Origin of the sequence: Streptomyces venezuelae, from assembly GCF_008642315.1 — a bacterium.
Classification (GTDB): Bacteria; Actinomycetota; Actinomycetes; order Streptomycetales; family Streptomycetaceae; genus Streptomyces; species Streptomyces venezuelae_D.
This window is the reverse complement of the sequence record NZ_CP029192.1, coordinates 6,669,210-6,683,469: the sequence shown is the minus strand read 5'-3', so window position 1 is coordinate 6,683,469 and position 14,260 is coordinate 6,669,210. Positions and strand designations below refer to the sequence as shown.

General features: G+C 67.8%; 12 protein-coding genes and 1 tRNA gene. 7 read left to right on the top strand and 6 right to left on the bottom strand.

The annotated features are described in order from the left end of the window. Nucleotides 1–5: 5 nt before the first annotated feature. The 3 genes from DEJ48_RS29360 to DEJ48_RS29350 are packed head-to-tail and all read left to right on the top strand — an operon-like array spanning nt 6 to nt 3,394. Nucleotides 6–1,853, top strand: a complete 1,848-nt coding sequence (locus DEJ48_RS29360; RefSeq protein WP_150219218.1) for a branched-chain amino acid ABC transporter permease — start codon at nt 6–8, stop codon at nt 1,851–1,853. A 3-nt stretch (nt 1,854–1,856) separates the two neighbouring features. After that, nucleotides 1,857–2,681: an ABC transporter ATP-binding protein gene (locus tag DEJ48_RS29355; RefSeq protein WP_223832244.1), complete on the top strand. Its 825-nt coding sequence runs from the start codon at nt 1,857–1,859 to the stop codon at nt 2,679–2,681. Then, nucleotides 2,678–3,394 (top strand): ABC transporter ATP-binding protein, encoded by a 717-nt coding sequence (locus tag DEJ48_RS29350; protein WP_150219217.1) that lies wholly within the window; start codon nt 2,678–2,680, stop codon nt 3,392–3,394. Before DEJ48_RS29355 ends, DEJ48_RS29350 begins: the two co-directional genes overlap by 4 nt. 89 nt (nt 3,395–3,483) lie before the next feature. On the opposite strand, the gene DEJ48_RS29345 is transcribed toward DEJ48_RS29350, so the two are convergent. Further along, nucleotides 3,484–4,140, bottom strand: coding sequence for an ANTAR domain-containing response regulator (locus tag DEJ48_RS29345; RefSeq protein ID WP_150219216.1), 657 nt, complete (start codon nt 4,138–4,140; stop codon nt 3,484–3,486). A gap of 100 nt (nt 4,141–4,240) precedes the next feature. Here DEJ48_RS29345 and DEJ48_RS29340 point away from each other — a divergent pair. Next, a tRNA-Leu gene (locus DEJ48_RS29340) sits at nt 4,241–4,315 on the top strand. 106 nt (nt 4,316–4,421) lie between these two features. Continuing rightward, nucleotides 4,422–5,198 (top strand): transcriptional regulator, encoded by a 777-nt coding sequence (locus tag DEJ48_RS29335; RefSeq protein ID WP_150219215.1) that lies wholly within the window; start codon nt 4,422–4,424, stop codon nt 5,196–5,198. Between the two features lie 4 nt (nt 5,199–5,202). Here DEJ48_RS29335 and pyk read toward each other — a convergent pair whose 3' ends face one another. Together pyk and DEJ48_RS29325 are read right to left on the bottom strand one after the other, a co-directional pair. Then, the gene (pyk, locus tag DEJ48_RS29330; protein ID WP_150219214.1) at nt 5,203–6,639 is read right to left on the bottom strand and encodes a pyruvate kinase; all 1,437 of its coding nucleotides are present in this window, start codon (nt 6,637–6,639) and stop codon (nt 5,203–5,205) included. A 119-nt stretch (nt 6,640–6,758) separates the two neighbouring features. Beyond that, entirely contained in the window at nt 6,759–7,481 is a 723-nt protein-coding gene (locus DEJ48_RS29325; protein ID WP_150219213.1) for an SIMPL domain-containing protein, read from the bottom strand. Nucleotides 7,482–7,632: 151 nt separating this feature from the next. Between DEJ48_RS29325 and DEJ48_RS29320 the strand changes: the two genes are divergently transcribed. Beyond that, on the top strand, nt 7,633–9,441 hold the full coding sequence (locus DEJ48_RS29320; protein WP_150221470.1) for a bifunctional metallophosphatase/5'-nucleotidase: 1,809 nt from the start codon (nt 7,633–7,635) through the stop codon (nt 9,439–9,441). Here DEJ48_RS29320 and DEJ48_RS29315 read toward each other — a convergent pair. Further along, complete coding sequence (locus tag DEJ48_RS29315; protein ID WP_150219212.1) at nt 9,438–10,619, bottom strand: GDSL-type esterase/lipase family protein; 1,182 nt, start codon at nt 10,617–10,619, stop codon at nt 9,438–9,440. The two genes, DEJ48_RS29320 and DEJ48_RS29315, sit on opposite strands and share 4 nt — an antisense overlap. 104 nt (nt 10,620–10,723) lie before the next feature. On the opposite strand from DEJ48_RS29315, the gene DEJ48_RS29310 reads away from it, so the two are divergent. After that, entirely contained in the window at nt 10,724–11,128 is a 405-nt protein-coding gene (locus DEJ48_RS29310) for a hypothetical protein (RefSeq protein ID WP_150219211.1), read from the top strand. Here the strand turns inward: DEJ48_RS29310 and DEJ48_RS29305 are convergent. Further along, a complete protein-coding gene (locus tag DEJ48_RS29305; protein ID WP_150219210.1) occupies nt 11,118–12,560 on the bottom strand; it encodes a lysine N(6)-hydroxylase/L-ornithine N(5)-oxygenase family protein in 1,443 nt (480 codons plus the stop codon). The two genes, DEJ48_RS29310 and DEJ48_RS29305, sit on opposite strands and share 11 nt — an antisense overlap. After that, nucleotides 12,557–14,023, bottom strand: a complete 1,467-nt coding sequence (locus DEJ48_RS29300; protein WP_150219209.1) for a pyridoxal phosphate-dependent decarboxylase family protein — start codon at nt 14,021–14,023, stop codon at nt 12,557–12,559. Before DEJ48_RS29300 ends, DEJ48_RS29305 begins: the two co-directional genes overlap by 4 nt. Nucleotides 14,024–14,260: the final 237 nt, after the last annotated feature.

The following is a 14,260-nucleotide window of genomic DNA, read 5'->3' as shown; positions in this document are numbered from 1 at the left end:
CACCAATGACCACACACACCACCACGGCCGACAGCCCCCAGCCGCACAAGGAGAAGCCCCCCACCGGGCTCATCCCCATCCCCGTCGGCCCCGCCCGCGCCCTCACCACCGGCGGCGGCATCCTCACCATCATCTCCACGTTCATGGCCTGGACCTGGACCGCCAAATTCCCCGGCGACCTCACCGTCTACGGCTACCCCGGCGGCCTCCAAGTCCTCGTCCTCATCGCCGGCGCCCTCACCACACTCCTCGGACTCGCCTCCTACGGAGTAAAAGGCCTGCGCACCATCGCCCCCGCCGGCACCGACGCCGCACTCAAATACGCCGCCATCGCCGCGTTCACCACCGCCTGGTACACGATCATCGCGATCAGCGACACACTCGGCGGCCTCGCCAACCTCGAACCCGGCGGCTGGATAGCGGCCATCGCCACCCTCACCGCCCTCATCGGCGCCCTCGCCCTCCCCTTCCACCGGCCGCACACCTACCCGGTCGACGAAGAGGACAGCACCTGGGAACAGTTCAAACACCGCTGCCGCAACGCCAGCACCATCACCAAGGGCGCCTTCGCCGCCGACACCACCCCGGCACCGGCCCGCAAACTCAACTCGTACCTCGAAATCCTCATCATCATCGCGGCCCTCGCCGTCGGCCTGCTCGTCTTCACCTACGGCATCGGCACCGAATACGACGAACTCTTCATCGGCTTCCTCCTCACCGTCGGCTTCTGCTTCGCCGCACTCGCCAAAGCCGGACTCGTCGCCCAGGTCTCCACGTACACCGCACGCCACCGCAACGTCACCCTCACCGGCGCCTTCCTCGCCGCCGCCGCATTCCCCTTCACCCAGAGCGACGACCAATACGCCACCATCGGCGTCTACATCCTCATCTTCGCCACCGTCGCCCTCGGCCTGAACATCGTCGTCGGACTCGCCGGACTCCTCGACCTCGGATACGTCGCCTTCCTCGGCGTCGGCGCCTACGCCGCCTCCATGGTCTCCGGATCGCCTTCATCCCCCTTCGACGTCCACCTCCCCTTCTGGGGCGCCATCCTCGTCGGCGCAGGCGCATCCCTCGTCTTCGGCGTCCTCATCGGCGCCCCCACACTCCGCCTCCGCGGCGACTACCTCGCCATCGTCACCCTCGGATTCGGCGAAATCTTCCGCCTCGCCGCCAACAACTCCGACGGCTCCTCCGGACCCGACATCACCAACGGATCCAACGGAATCTCCTCCATCCCCAACCTCAAAATCTTCGGCTTCGACTTCGGCGTAGAGCACAGCATCCTCGGCCAGACCATCGGCCGATTCGCCAACTACTTCTTCCTGATGCTGCTCATCACCCTCGTCGTCGTCCTCGTCTTCCGACGCAGCGAGAACAGCCGCATCGGACGCGCCTGGGTCGCCATCCGCGAAGACGAAACCGCCGCACTCGCCATGGGCATCAACGGCTTCCGCGTCAAACTCATCGCCTTCGCCCTCGGCGCCTCACTCGCCGGCCTCGCCGGTACGGTCCAGGCGCACGTCACCTACACCGTGACGCCGGAGCAATACCAGTTCGCGAACTCCGTGCCCCCCAACTCCGCCTTCCTCCTGGCAGCCGTCGTCCTCGGCGGCATGGGCACCATCAGCGGCCCCCTCGTCGGCGCCGCACTGCTCTACCTCATCCCCAACAAACTCCAATTCCTCGGCGACTACCAGCTGTTCGCCTTCGGACTCGCACTCGTCCTCCTCATGCGCTTCCGCCCCGAAGGCCTCATCCCCAACCGCCGCCGCCAACTCGAATTCCACGAGGCCGAACTCAGCCCCGGCGAGACGCCGCCACCCGCAGCCCTCAGCAAGACAGGGGTCTGACCCATGACCACCGACACCACCAAAGAGGACCGCACCCCCGCCACCCCGGCCGGCGAAAACGTCCTCGACGCCCGCGGCGTCACCATGCGCTTCGGCGGCCTCACCGCCGTACGCTCCGTCGACCTCACCGTCAACAGCGGCGAAATCGTCGGCCTCATCGGCCCCAACGGCGCAGGCAAAACCACCTTCTTCAACTGCCTCACCGGCCTCTACATCCCCACCGAGGGCGAGGTCCGCTACAAGGGCGACATCCTCCCCGCCAAATCCTTCAAGGTCACCGCGGCAGGCATCGCCCGCACCTTCCAGAACATCAGGCTCTTCGCCAACATGACGGTCCTGGAGAACGTCCTCGTAGGCCGCCACACGCGGACCAAGGAAGGCCTCTGGTCGGCCCTGCTGCGCGGCCCCGGCTTCCACAAGGCGGAGGCGGCGTCCAAGGCCCGCGCCCTGGAGCTCCTGGAGTTCGTCGGCCTCGCCGACAAGGCCGAACACCTCTCGCGCAACCTCCCCTACGGAGAACAGCGCAAGCTGGAGATCGCCCGAGCCCTGGCGAGCGAACCGGGTCTCCTTCTCCTCGACGAGCCGACGGCCGGCATGAACCCCCAGGAGACCCGCGCCACCGAAGAACTCGTCTTCGCCATCCGCGACATGGGCATCGCCGTCCTCGTCATCGAGCACGACATGCGCTTCATCTTCAACCTCTGCGACCGCGTCGCCGTCCTCGTCCAAGGCGAAAAACTCGTCGAAGGCACCAGCGAAACCGTGCAACAGGACGACCGCGTCATCGCCGCATACCTCGGCGAGCCCTTCGAGGAGAACAACAAATGACCGCACTCCTTGAGGTCGAGGACCTCCGCGTCGCCTACGGCAAAATCGAAGCCGTCAAAGGCATCAGCTTCAAAGTCAACGCCGGAGAAGTCGTCACGCTCATCGGCACGAACGGCGCGGGCAAGACGACCACGCTCCGGACATTGTCGGGACTGCTGAAGCCCGTGGGCGGCTCCATCAAGTTCAACGGCAAGCCGCTACGGAAATACCGCGCCGACCAGATCGTCGCGCAAGGCCTCGCCCACTCCCCCGAAGGCCGCCACATCTTCCCCCGCATGACCATCGAGAACAACCTCCGCCTCGGCGCCTACCTCCGCTCCGACAAGGCAGGCATCGAAAAGGACATCAACCGCGCCTACGAACTCTTCCCCATCCTCGGAGAACGGAAGAAGCAGGCCGCGGGCACGCTCTCGGGCGGCGAACAGCAGATGCTCGCCATGGGCCGCGCGCTGATGTCCCAGCCCAAGCTCCTCATGCTCGACGAACCCTCCATGGGACTCTCGCCGATCATGATGCAGAAGATCATGGCGACGATCTCCGAGCTCAAGGCCAACGGCACGACCATTCTCCTGGTCGAACAGAACGCCCAGGCCGCGCTCTCCCTCGCCGACCACGGCCACGTCATGGAGGTCGGCAAGATCGTCCTCTCCGGCACGGGCGGGGATCTTCTGCACGACGAGTCCGTGCGGAAGGCATACCTCGGCGAGGACTGAGCCGCACACTCCGTCCCACGCCGACGCGAAGAGGCCCGCACCCCCATCGACGGGGGTGCGGGCCTCGGCACGAACGCAGGGGCTACGGACTAGCCCTTCGACGCCTTCTTCTCCTCGGCGTCCTCAATGACCGCCTCCGCGACCTGCTGCATCGACAGCCGACGGTCCATCGACGTCTTCTGGATCCACCGGAACGCGGCGGGCTCGGTGAGGCCGTACTCCGTCTGCAGAATCGACTTCGCCCGGTCGACCAGCTTCCGCGTCTCCAGCCGCTGCGAGAGGTCCGCGACCTCCTGCTCCAGCGCCTTCAGCTCCGTGAAGCGGGACACGGCCATCTCGATGGCCGGCACGACGTCGCTCTTGCTGAACGGCTTCACCAGGTACGCCATCGCGCCGGCGTCCCTCGCGCGCTCCACGAGGTCGCGCTGCGAGAACGCGGTCAGCATCAGTACGGGGGCGATGGACTCCTCGGCGATCTTCTCCGCCGCGGAGATGCCGTCCAGGACGGGCATCTTCACGTCCAGGATCACCAGGTCCGGCTTGTGCTCGCGGGCGAGCTCGACGGCCATCTGACCGTCACCGGCCTCGCCGACGACGCTGTAGCCCTCTTCCTCCAGCATCTCTTTGAGGTCGAGCCGGATCAGGGCCTCGTCCTCGGCGATGACGACGCGGGTCGTCAGCGGAGGCACGTGCGACTTGTCGTCGTCCGACGCGTCGGTGGGCTGGGGCGACTCGGGGGCGGTCACGGGGGCTCCTAGATCAGGGCAGGGGTGCAGCTCCCAAGAGCCTACCTAGCTGCGGTATGGTGGGTGGGCAGCGGGTCAGGGTAAACCTTTAATTCGCTGGGCCCCGGTAGTCCAATTGGCAGCAGACGAAGGTCTCAAACACCTTACAGTGTGGGTTCGAGTCCCACCCGGGGCACTTTTCCTTTATCTCCAAGGTCAGCACCTGCAAGCGGATGTTCCCGTTCCCGTGAACATCCGCTTTTTGCTGCGCCCCGGAGATCAATTCCAAGCAGAGTGAGCTCATGTACGACATGGGCACATGCAAGCGGGCCCTGGCCCTCGTCGGCCAGGGCCGCAGCCTGAACTCCGTCAGCAAGGAGACCGGCGTCTCCAGAGCCGCCATCCGGTCCTGGCAGACCCGCATCGAGCCGCTCGAACGCGGTCGCGCCGACCCGTGCCCTCGGTGTGCGGACGAGCCGCGCGCTCCCGAGGACCCCGCTGCGTATTCGTACCTGCTGGGTCTCTACCTCGGCGACGGCTGCATCAGCCATCAGCGCCGGGGCGTCTATTCCCTACGGATTTCCTGTGCCGATGTGTGGCCCGGCCTCATCGACGCCTGTGCCAAAGCCGTCTCGGCCGTACGTCCGACGAACAAGGTGTGCCGCGTCCAGAGCACCGGCTGCCAGTACGTCACTTCCTGGAGCAAACACTGGCCCTGCCTCTTCCCCCAGCACGGCCCCGGCAAGAAGCACGACCGCAAGATCGCCCTCGAACCCTGGCAACAAGGGATCGTCGACGCCCACCCGTGGGACTTCGTCCGCGGGCTCATCCACTCCGACGGGTGCCGCATCACCAACTGGACGACCCGCCTCGTCGGCGGCGAGCGCAAGCGCTACGAATACCCCCGCTACTTCTTCACCAACGTCTCCGACGACATCAGGGAGCTCTTCACCCGCACCCTCAACACGCTCGGCGTCGGCTGGACGCACTGCACCCGGCACGGGAACCCGTACAACATCTCCGTCGCCCGCAAAGCCGACGTGGCCCTCATGGACGTCCACGTCGGCCCGAAACACTGAACCGCTACTTCGGACTGTCGTCCTCGCCGATGTGGTGGATGCGGACCAGGTTCGTGGAGCCGGGGACCCCGGGCGGGGAGCCCGCCGTGATGACGACGACGTCGCCCTTCTGGCAGCGGCCGATCTTGAGCAGCAGCTCGTCCACCTGGTCGACCATCGCGTCGGTGGAGTCGACGTGCGGGCCGAGGAGGGTCTCGACGCCCCACGTGAGGTTCAGCTGGGAGCGTGTCGCCTTGTCGGGGGTGAAGGCGAGGAGCGGGATGGGTGAGCGGTAGCGGGAGAGGCGGCGGACCGTGTCGCCGGACTGGGTGAAGGCGACCAGGAACTTCGCGCCGAGGAAGTCTCCCATTTCCGCTGCCGCGCGGGCGACGGCGCCGCCCTGGGTGCGGGGCTTGTTGCGTTCCGTGAGTGGGGGCAGGCCCTTCGCGAGGATGTCCTCTTCCGCCGCTTCGACGATGCGGCCCATCGTCTTGACGGTCTCGATGGGGTACTTGCCGACGCTCGTCTCGCCGGAGAGCATCACCGCGTCCGTGCCGTCGATGACGGCGTTGGCCACGTCGCTTGCCTCCGCCCTCGTGGGGCGGGAGTTGTCGATCATCGAGTCGAGCATCTGCGTGGCGACGATGACCGGCTTGGCGTTGCGCTTGGCGAGTTTGATCGCGCGCTTCTGGACGATCGGGACTTGTTCCAGGGGCATTTCGACGCCGAGGTCGCCTCGGGCGACCATGATGCCGTCGAAGGCGGCGACGATGTCTTCGATGTTGTCGACGGCCTGGGGCTTTTCGACCTTGGCGATGACGGGGAGTCGGTGGCCTTCTTCGTCCATGATGCGGTGGACGTCTTCGATGTCGCGTCCGCTGCGGACGAAGGAGAGGGCGATGACGTCGAAGCCTGAACGCAGGGCCCAGCGGAGGTCGTCCTGGTCCTTGTCGGAGAGGGCGGGGACGGAGACGGCGACGCCGGGGAGGTTGAGGCCCTTGTGGTCGGAGACCATGCCGCCTTCGATGACGGTGGTGGTGACGCGGGGGCCGTCGACGGCGGTGACCTCAAGTGTCACCTTGCCGTCGTCGACGAGGATGCGTTCGCCGGTGGTGACGTCGTCGGCGAGGCCGTCGTAGGTGGTGCCGCAGAGTTGGCGGTCGCCTTCGACGCCGTTTTCGACGGTGATGGTGAACTCGTCGCCGCGTTCGAGTAGTACGGGGCCTTCGCGGAAGCGGCCGAGGCGGATCTTCGGGCCTTGAAGGTCGGCGAGGATGCCGACGCTGCGTCCTGTCTCCTCGGAGGCCTTTCGCACGCGCTGGTAGCGCTCCTCGTGCTCGGCGTGGGTGCCGTGGCTGAGGTTGAAGCGTGCCACGTCCATTCCGGCTTCGACCAGGGCCTTGATCTGGTCGTACGAGTCGGTCGCGGGTCCCAGGGTGCAGACGATTTTCGCTCGGCGCATGGTTCGACCCTAGGCCTTACCCGTGGGTAGAGAATTGGTCGGGGGTGACTACTCAACAACCTTTGCATGAAGGGTTATTGACAAGTGTTGAATTGTGCGGGGCGCCGCTCCGATGAGCGTTACGACAGGTGCGGTGGGGTCATCGTGAAGCGGGCGTTGACGGTCGCGTAGACGTGTTGGCGTTGGGGTTCGAGGTCGAGGGGCGGGGCTTCGGTGAGGTCGGGGGCGCCTCCGTAGGCGACGGCGGAGCGCATGCCGCCGGCGAATCCTCCGTAGCTCGGGGCGGGGGGACTGTCGGCGCCGATGTCGGCGAGTTCGACGAGGGCGGCGAGGCCGGTGCCGAGTGCTTCGGCGTATTCGCGGGCGCGTTGGACGGCTTCGCGGACGGCTTGCTGCCGGGCGTGGCGGTGGGTGGGTGAGTCGGGTCGGAGGGCCCACCAGGGTCCTTCGACCTGGGTGAGGTCGAGGTCGGCGAGGCGGGTGGTGAGTTCGCCGAGTGCGGTGAAGTCGGTGAGTTCGGCGGTGGTGTGGACGCGGCCGTGGTAGGCGCGGATGCGTTCGCCGCGGCCGTGTTTGGTGAGTTGGGGGCTGATGGAGAAGGTGCCGGTCTCGATTTTCTCGACTGCTTCGCCGTAGGTCTTGATGAGGTCGAGGACGGTGGTGTTGCGGTGGGTGAGGTCGTTGAGGGCGTCGCGGCGGTCGGTGCCGCGGGCTTGGACGGTGATGCCGATGCGGGCGATTTCGGGGTCGACTTCGAGGTGTGCTTCGCCGCGGACGGCGAGGCGGGGGGCGTCGGGGGTGCCGTAGGGGGTGGCGGGTGCGGGGTGCTGGTCTGTGTCCATGTGGTCACTCTCGCATCGCGTGGGCGTACCGGACAGTCATCGGATCGCAACCTGCGGGGTCTGTTGCCCGTGTGGGGGTCGGGGTCAGAATCTACGCGCGTTAACCATGTGCGTTGAGCGTGGCCCCGTGGCCCTGACGAGGAGTACAGAGATGCCGTTGAACCGCAGGAAGTTCCTGGGCACGTCCGCCGCGACGGGTGTGGGTGTGGCGGTGACGGGTGCGGTTGTGGCGCCGTCGGCCGCGTCCGCGCACGGCGCCGGGAGGCCCGCGCGGCGGGAGCGGCGCTACTCGTTCACCGTGCTCGGTACGACGGATCTGCACGGCAACGTGTTCAACTGGGACTATTTCACGGACAAGGAGTTCGACGACAAGGATCACAACGATGTGGGTCTGGCGAAGATCTCCACGTTGGTGAACCGGGTCCGTGCGGAGAAGGGCCGCCGGAACACCCTCCTCATCGACGCGGGCGACACGATTCAGGGTACGCAGTTGTCGTACTACTACGCGAAGGTCGATCCGATCACGGCGAAGCGTGGTCCGGTGCATCCGATGGCGCAGGCGATGAACGCGATCGGGTACGACGCGGCGGCGCTCGGCAATCACGAGTTCAATTACGGTATTCCGGTGTTGCGGAAGTTCGAGGAGCAGTGTGATTTCCCGCTGCTGGGTGCGAACGCGCTGGATGCGAAGACGCAGCGGCCGGCTTTCGCGCCGTACTTCATGAAGCGGCTCCGTACGCCGCACGGTCGTGATGTGAAGGTGGCGGTGCTGGGTCTGACGAATCCGGGTATCGCGATCTGGGACAAGGCGAACGTGCAGGGGAAGATGACGTTCCCGGGTCTTGAGGAGCAGGCGGCGAAGTGGGTGCCGAAGCTGCGGTCGATGGGTGCGGACGTGGTGATCGTGTCGGCGCATTCGGGGTCGAGTGGCACGTCGTCGTACGGCGATCAGTTGCCGTATGTGGAGAACGCGGCGGGTCTGGTGGCGGAGCAGGTGCCGGGGATCGACGCGATTCTGGTGGGTCATGCGCACACGGAGATTCCCGAGTACTTCGTGGAGAACAAGAAGACGGGCAAGAAGGTCGTGCTGTCGGAGCCGTTGAAGTGGGGGCAGCGGCTGACGTTGTTCGACTTCGATCTGGTGTGGTCGAAGGGCCGCTGGACGGTGGAGAGGGTCGGCGCGGAGGTCCTGAACTCGAACACGGTCGAGGAGGACAGGAAGGTCACGCGGCTGCTTGCGGACGAGCACAAGAAGGTCGTGGCGTACGTGAATCAGGTGATCGGTACGTCGACGGCGGCGATGAGCACGGCCGAGGGTCCGGTGAAGGATGTCGCGATCATCGACCTGATCAACCTCGTGCAGCGGGAGACGGTCGCGGAGGCGTTGAAGGGTGGGGCGTACGCGGCGCTTCCCGTGTTGTCGCAGGCGTCGTGTTTCTCGCGTACGGCGCAGATTCCTGCGGGTGAGGTGACGATTCGGGATGCGGCGGGTCTGTATCCGTTCGAGAACACCCTGGAGGCGCGGCTGCTGACGGGTGCGCAGGTGCGGGAGTATCTGGAGTTCTCGGCGCGGTATTACGTGCGGACGCCCGCGGGCGGTCCGGTGGATCCGGCGAAGCTGACGAATGCCGACAACACGCCGGATTACAACTATGACGCGGTGAGTGGTCTGACGTATGAGATCGACATCGCGAAGCCGGTGGGTTCGCGGATCGTGGATCTGCGGTTCGAGGGCAAGGAGCTGGATCCGGAGGCGGAGTTCGTGCTCGCCGTGAACAACTATCGGGCGAGTGGTGGCGGCAACTTCCCGCACATCGCGAAGGCCAAGCAGTTGTGGGCGAATTCGGAGGAGATCCGTAACACGATCATTGGCTGGGTGAAGGCGAAGGGGACGGTGGACCCGGGTCAGTTCGCGTCGGTGGACTGGAAGCTGACCCGGGACGGCACGCCCGTGTTCTAGAGCGTGAGCGTGGCGAGGTCGACGGAGTCGGCGAGGGCCTTGGCTCCGGCGTCGTTGACGTGCAGGCCGTCGCCGCTGTCGTAGTCGTCGTGGATCCGGTCGGGGTCGGCCGGGTCCGCGACGGCGGCGGCGAAGTCGGCGTAGGAGTCGAAGGGGCTGTCGGTGCCGCGGAGCCAGTCATTGATCTCGCGGGCGACGGCGACGCCTTCGGGGGTGGAGTAGCCCTCGTAGATCGTGTCCTTGTAGGGGCCGACGGTGGTGGCGGTGGCGGTGAGCCCGGCCGCGTGGATGCGGTCGGCGAGGGCGGTGAGGCCCGCGATGAGGTCGGCCGTGGTGGGGATGGGGGCGGGTTCGGGGTAGGTCTCCTGGCCGGGGATGCCGAGGTCGTTGAGGCCGAAGTGGATGAGTACGTGGGTGACGCCGGGGACGTCGAGGGCGTCGCGTTGCAGTCGGGCGAGGGCGTGTTCGCCGATCTCGTCGGTGAGCAGGCGGTTGGCGGAGAGGCCCTGGTTCACCACCCAGCCGGTGCTTCCGGCGTCGCGCAGGCGGTTGTTGAGCAGGTCGGGGAAGCGCTGGTCGGTGTCGGCGGTGGTGCCGGTGCCTTCGAACCAGGAGTCTCCGAAGGCGACGGCGATGCGGGTGCCGGCGGGGGCGAGGACGTCGGCGCCGGTGATGTAGTGGCGGGTGGCGAGCTCTTCGAGTCCTTCGATGCCGTCGAGGGTGTCCGCGGTGAGGGCGTTGCCGGGGGCGGCGTATCCGGTGCGGAGGGGGACGGCGGAGTAGGTGGAGAGGCCGGTTTCGTCGGGGAGCCAGAGGGTGAGGGTGAGCTCGTCGCCCGCGGTGACGGGGCCGTCGACGGGGTCGCTGACGAGCTCCTCCCCCACTGGGATGGTGAAGTCCTCGGCGCCTGCGAACCGGACGGGGGTGTCGCTGCCGCTGTCGATGCCGCTTCCTTCGGTGCGTCTGGCGAGGTGGGCGCCGCCGATGTGGAGGGGTTCCTTGCCGTAGCGGTTGCTGAGGCGGATGCGGAGGGCGGTGCCGCCGCCGTCGAGGCGGATGGTCTGGCGGAGGGTGTGTCCGTCGAAGCCGCGGAGTCCGAAGAGGTCGATGATCTCGTACGGGCTGACGACGGCGGAGCGGAAGGCTGCGGTCCAGGCGGCGGTGGAGTCTGTGGTCATGGTGGTCTGAACGGGTGCGCGGGGCCTGCTATTTCGCTGCTGGGCCCTTTTTGCGGAGGAATATTCGCGGACGTATGAGCGCTTGGGGCCGGACAATTCAGCCCATGAACGAGGAACTTGCGACGCTGTTGGAGCCGGTGCTCCGCGATGTGAAGGCCACGTGTGCGGTGCGGGTGAGGGTCCGCGAGGAGTGGGACGCCGCGGTCGGTGAGCTGGTGATGCTCTATGGTCCCGACGGTTCGGGTGCGGGGCTCGTGCCGCGGTTCGGGGCGAGTGATGCGGAGCAGGTGGCGGACTTCGCGGATCAGGCGCAGGACTGGGCGGTCGAGGCGCTGTGTGCGGAGTTGAAGCCCGCTGTGTGGCCGGAGTGTCCGGAGCACCCCGACGCGCATCCGTTGGCGGCCGGGGTGGTGAGGGGTGTCGCGGTGTGGTCGTGTCCGATGTCGCGGCGGGTGGTGGCGCGTGTCGGGGAGCTCGGGGGGCCGGTCTCGGGTGTGGTCACGTCTTGAGGCGTACGAGGTTGGTGCGTTGTTCGCCGATGCGGGCTGTGGTGTTGGTGGGGCGGTCGGGGGTCTGGAGGCCGAAGCTGGTGAAGGCGGTGCGTTGTGGCTGGGGGTAGGGGTTTCGGCCGGTGAGGCTGTTGAGGATGGTGGCGCTGCGCCAGGCGGCGAGGCCGAGGTCGGGGGTGCCGACGCCGTGGGTGTGGCGTTCGGCGTTCTGTACGTAGACGGAGCCGGTGACGGAGGGGTCGAGGACGAGGCGGTACTGGTCGTCGATGCGGGGGCGGGCTGAGGAGTCCTTGCGGATGTAGGGGTCGAGGCCGGCGAGGAGTTGGTCGAGGGGGCGTTCGCGGTAGCCGGTGGCGAGGACGACGGCGTCGGTGGTGAGGCGGGAGCGGGTGCCTTGTTGGAGGTGTTCGAGGTGGAGTTCGACGCGGGTGGTGGCGACGCGTCCCGCGGTGCGTACGGAGACGCCGGGGGTGAGGACGGCGTCGGGCCAGCCGCCGTGGAGGGTGCGGCGGTAGAGCTCGTCGTGGATGGCGGTGATGGTGTCGGTGTCGATGCCTTTGTGGAGTTGCCATTGGTGGGGGACGAGGCCGTCGCGTACGGCTTCGGGGAGTGCGTGGAAGTAGCGGGTGTAGTCGGGGGTGAAGTGTTCGAGGCCGAGCTTGGAGTACTCCATGGGGGCGAAGGCTTCGGTGCGGGCGAGCCAGTGGATCTTCTCGCGTCCTGCGGGGCGGGTGCGGAGCAGGTCGAGGAAGATTTCGGCGCCGGACTGTCCTGAGCCGATGACGGTGACGTGGTCGGCGGTGCGGAGGAGTTCGCGGTGGTCGAGGTAGTCGGCGGAGTGGATGACGGGGACGGTGGGGGCTTCGGCGAGGGGTTTGAGGGGGTCGGGGATGTAGGGGGCGGTGCCGATGCCGAGGGCGATGTTCCGGGTGTGGGTGCGGCCGAGGGCTTCGGCTTCGCCTTCGGTGTCGAGTTGGGTGTAGTCGACTTCGAAGAGGTCGCGTTCGGGGTTCCAGCGGACGGCGTCGATCTGGTGTCCGAAGTGGAGTGCGGGGAGGTTTTCGCTGACCCAGCGGCAGTAGGCGTCGTATTCGGCGCGTTGGATGTGGAAGCGCTCGGCGAAGTAGAAGGGGAAGAGGCGTTCGCGGGTTCTGAGGTAGTTGAGGAAGGTCCAGGGGCTTGTGGGGTCGGCGAGGGTGACGAGGTCGGCGAGGAAGGGGACTTGGAGGGTGGCGCCGTCGATGAGGAGTCCGGGGTGCCAGTGGAAGTCGGGGCGTTGTTCGTAGAAGGCGGTGTCGAGTTCGGTGAGGGGGTGGGCGAGGGCGGCGAGGGAGAGGTTGAAGGGGCCGATGCCGATGCCGACCAGGTCTCGGGGGTTTTCGGGGGTGGTGGTGGGCGGTTGGGGGCCGGGGTGGTCGGGGGTGCCGGTCATCGGGGGTCGGTTCCTTTCGTGGGGTCGGTGGAGGTGGGGGTGGAGAGGGTTTCGGAGGTGTGTGTCGCTGCGGCTTCTTCGACGAGCTTGAGGAGTGCGCTGAGGTCGCCGGGGCGGGTGTGGGGGTTGAGGAGGGTGGTCTTGAGCCAGCGGCGGCCGTCGAGGTCGGCGCGGCCGAGGACGGCGGTGCCTTCGGTGAGGAGGCGTCGTCGTACGTGGGCGATGTGGTCGTCGGTGGCGTGGGTGGGGCGGAACAGGACGGTGCTGATGGCGGGGGTGTCGTAGAGCTCGAAGGCGGGGTGGGCGTCGATGAGTTCGGCGAACTGCCGTGCCTGGTCGCAGACTTGGTCGACGAGTCGGCCGAGTCCGGTGCGGCCGAGGGCTTTGAGGGTGACGGCGATTTTGAGTACGTCGGGGCGTCGGGTGGTGCGCAGGGAGCGGCCGAGGAGGTCGGGGAGGCCCGCGTCGGTGTCGTCGTCGGCGTTGAGGTAGTCGGCGCGGTGGTTCAGGGCGTCGAGGTCGTGGGGGTCGCGGACGGCGATGAGGCCTGCGGCGGCGGGTTGCCAGCCGAGTTTGTGGAGGTCGAGGGCGACGGTGTCGGCGCGTGCGATGCCGTGCAGTTGTGTTCTGCGGGTGTCGCTGAAGAGGAGTCCTCCGCCGTAGGCGGCGTCGATGTGGAGGCGGGCGCCGTGGGCTGCGCAGAGGTCGGCGATGTCGTCGAGGGGATCGATGAGGCCGGCGTCGGTGGTGCCTGCGGTGGCGGCGACGAGGCAGGTGCCCGGGGGGCCGCCGAGTTCGGTGAGGGCGTCGTCGAGTGCGGCGGGGTCGAGGGTGCCCGCGGGGGCGGGCACGGTGACGGGTTCGGGGAGTCCGAGGAGCCAGGCGGCGCGGGTGAGGGAGTGGTGTGCGTTGGCGCCGGTGATGAGGCGGACGGGGCCGCGGGTGGCGGGGGCTTCGCGGGCGAGGAGCAGGGCGAGCTGGTTGGCTTCGGTGCCGCCGGTGGTGATGAGGGCGTCGCCGTTGTCGTGGATCTGGGCGGCGAGGGCGCGGGTGACGAGTGTTTCGAGGGCGGTCGCGGCGGGGGCCTGGTCCCAGGAGTCCATGGAGGGGTTGAGGGCGGACGCGGCGAGGTCGGCGGCGGTGGCGACGGCGAGGGGTGGGCAGTGGAGGTGGGCGGCGCAGAGGGGTTCGGCGGGGTCGGCGGCGCCTGCGGTGAGGGTGTGGACGAGGGTGCGGAGCGCTGTTTCGGGGCCGGTGCCGTGGTCGGGCAGTACGGGGTGGGTGGCGGCGTGGACGTGTGCGGCGACGGCTTCGGGGCCGCCTGCGGGGAGGGGTCCGCCGCGGGCGGTGGCGCCTGTGCGGAGGGCGTGGAGCGCGATGTCGAGTAATGGCTCGAGGGCGTCGGCTCCTTGGGCGCCGCCGGCGAGGGGCGGCGGGGTGTGCGGGGTACGCGGGGTGCTCATGGGGCTGTCCTTCGGGTGCGCGTACAGGGGCACCAGCCTGTACGCCGCGTGAGGGGTTCGCCCGAATACCGCGACGAAGGGAACCCGAAAGTGGTACTGCCGTGCGGAGAAAACGTGTGGGGGTGCGGGGAGTGCTAGGGCCTGTGCCGGGCGTCGCGGGGCAGGCGGGACTTCCGACACAGGCCCTAGGGGTGTCCCGGGGGGGCGGGACGGCGATCCTGCCGGGTTCCGGCTGAG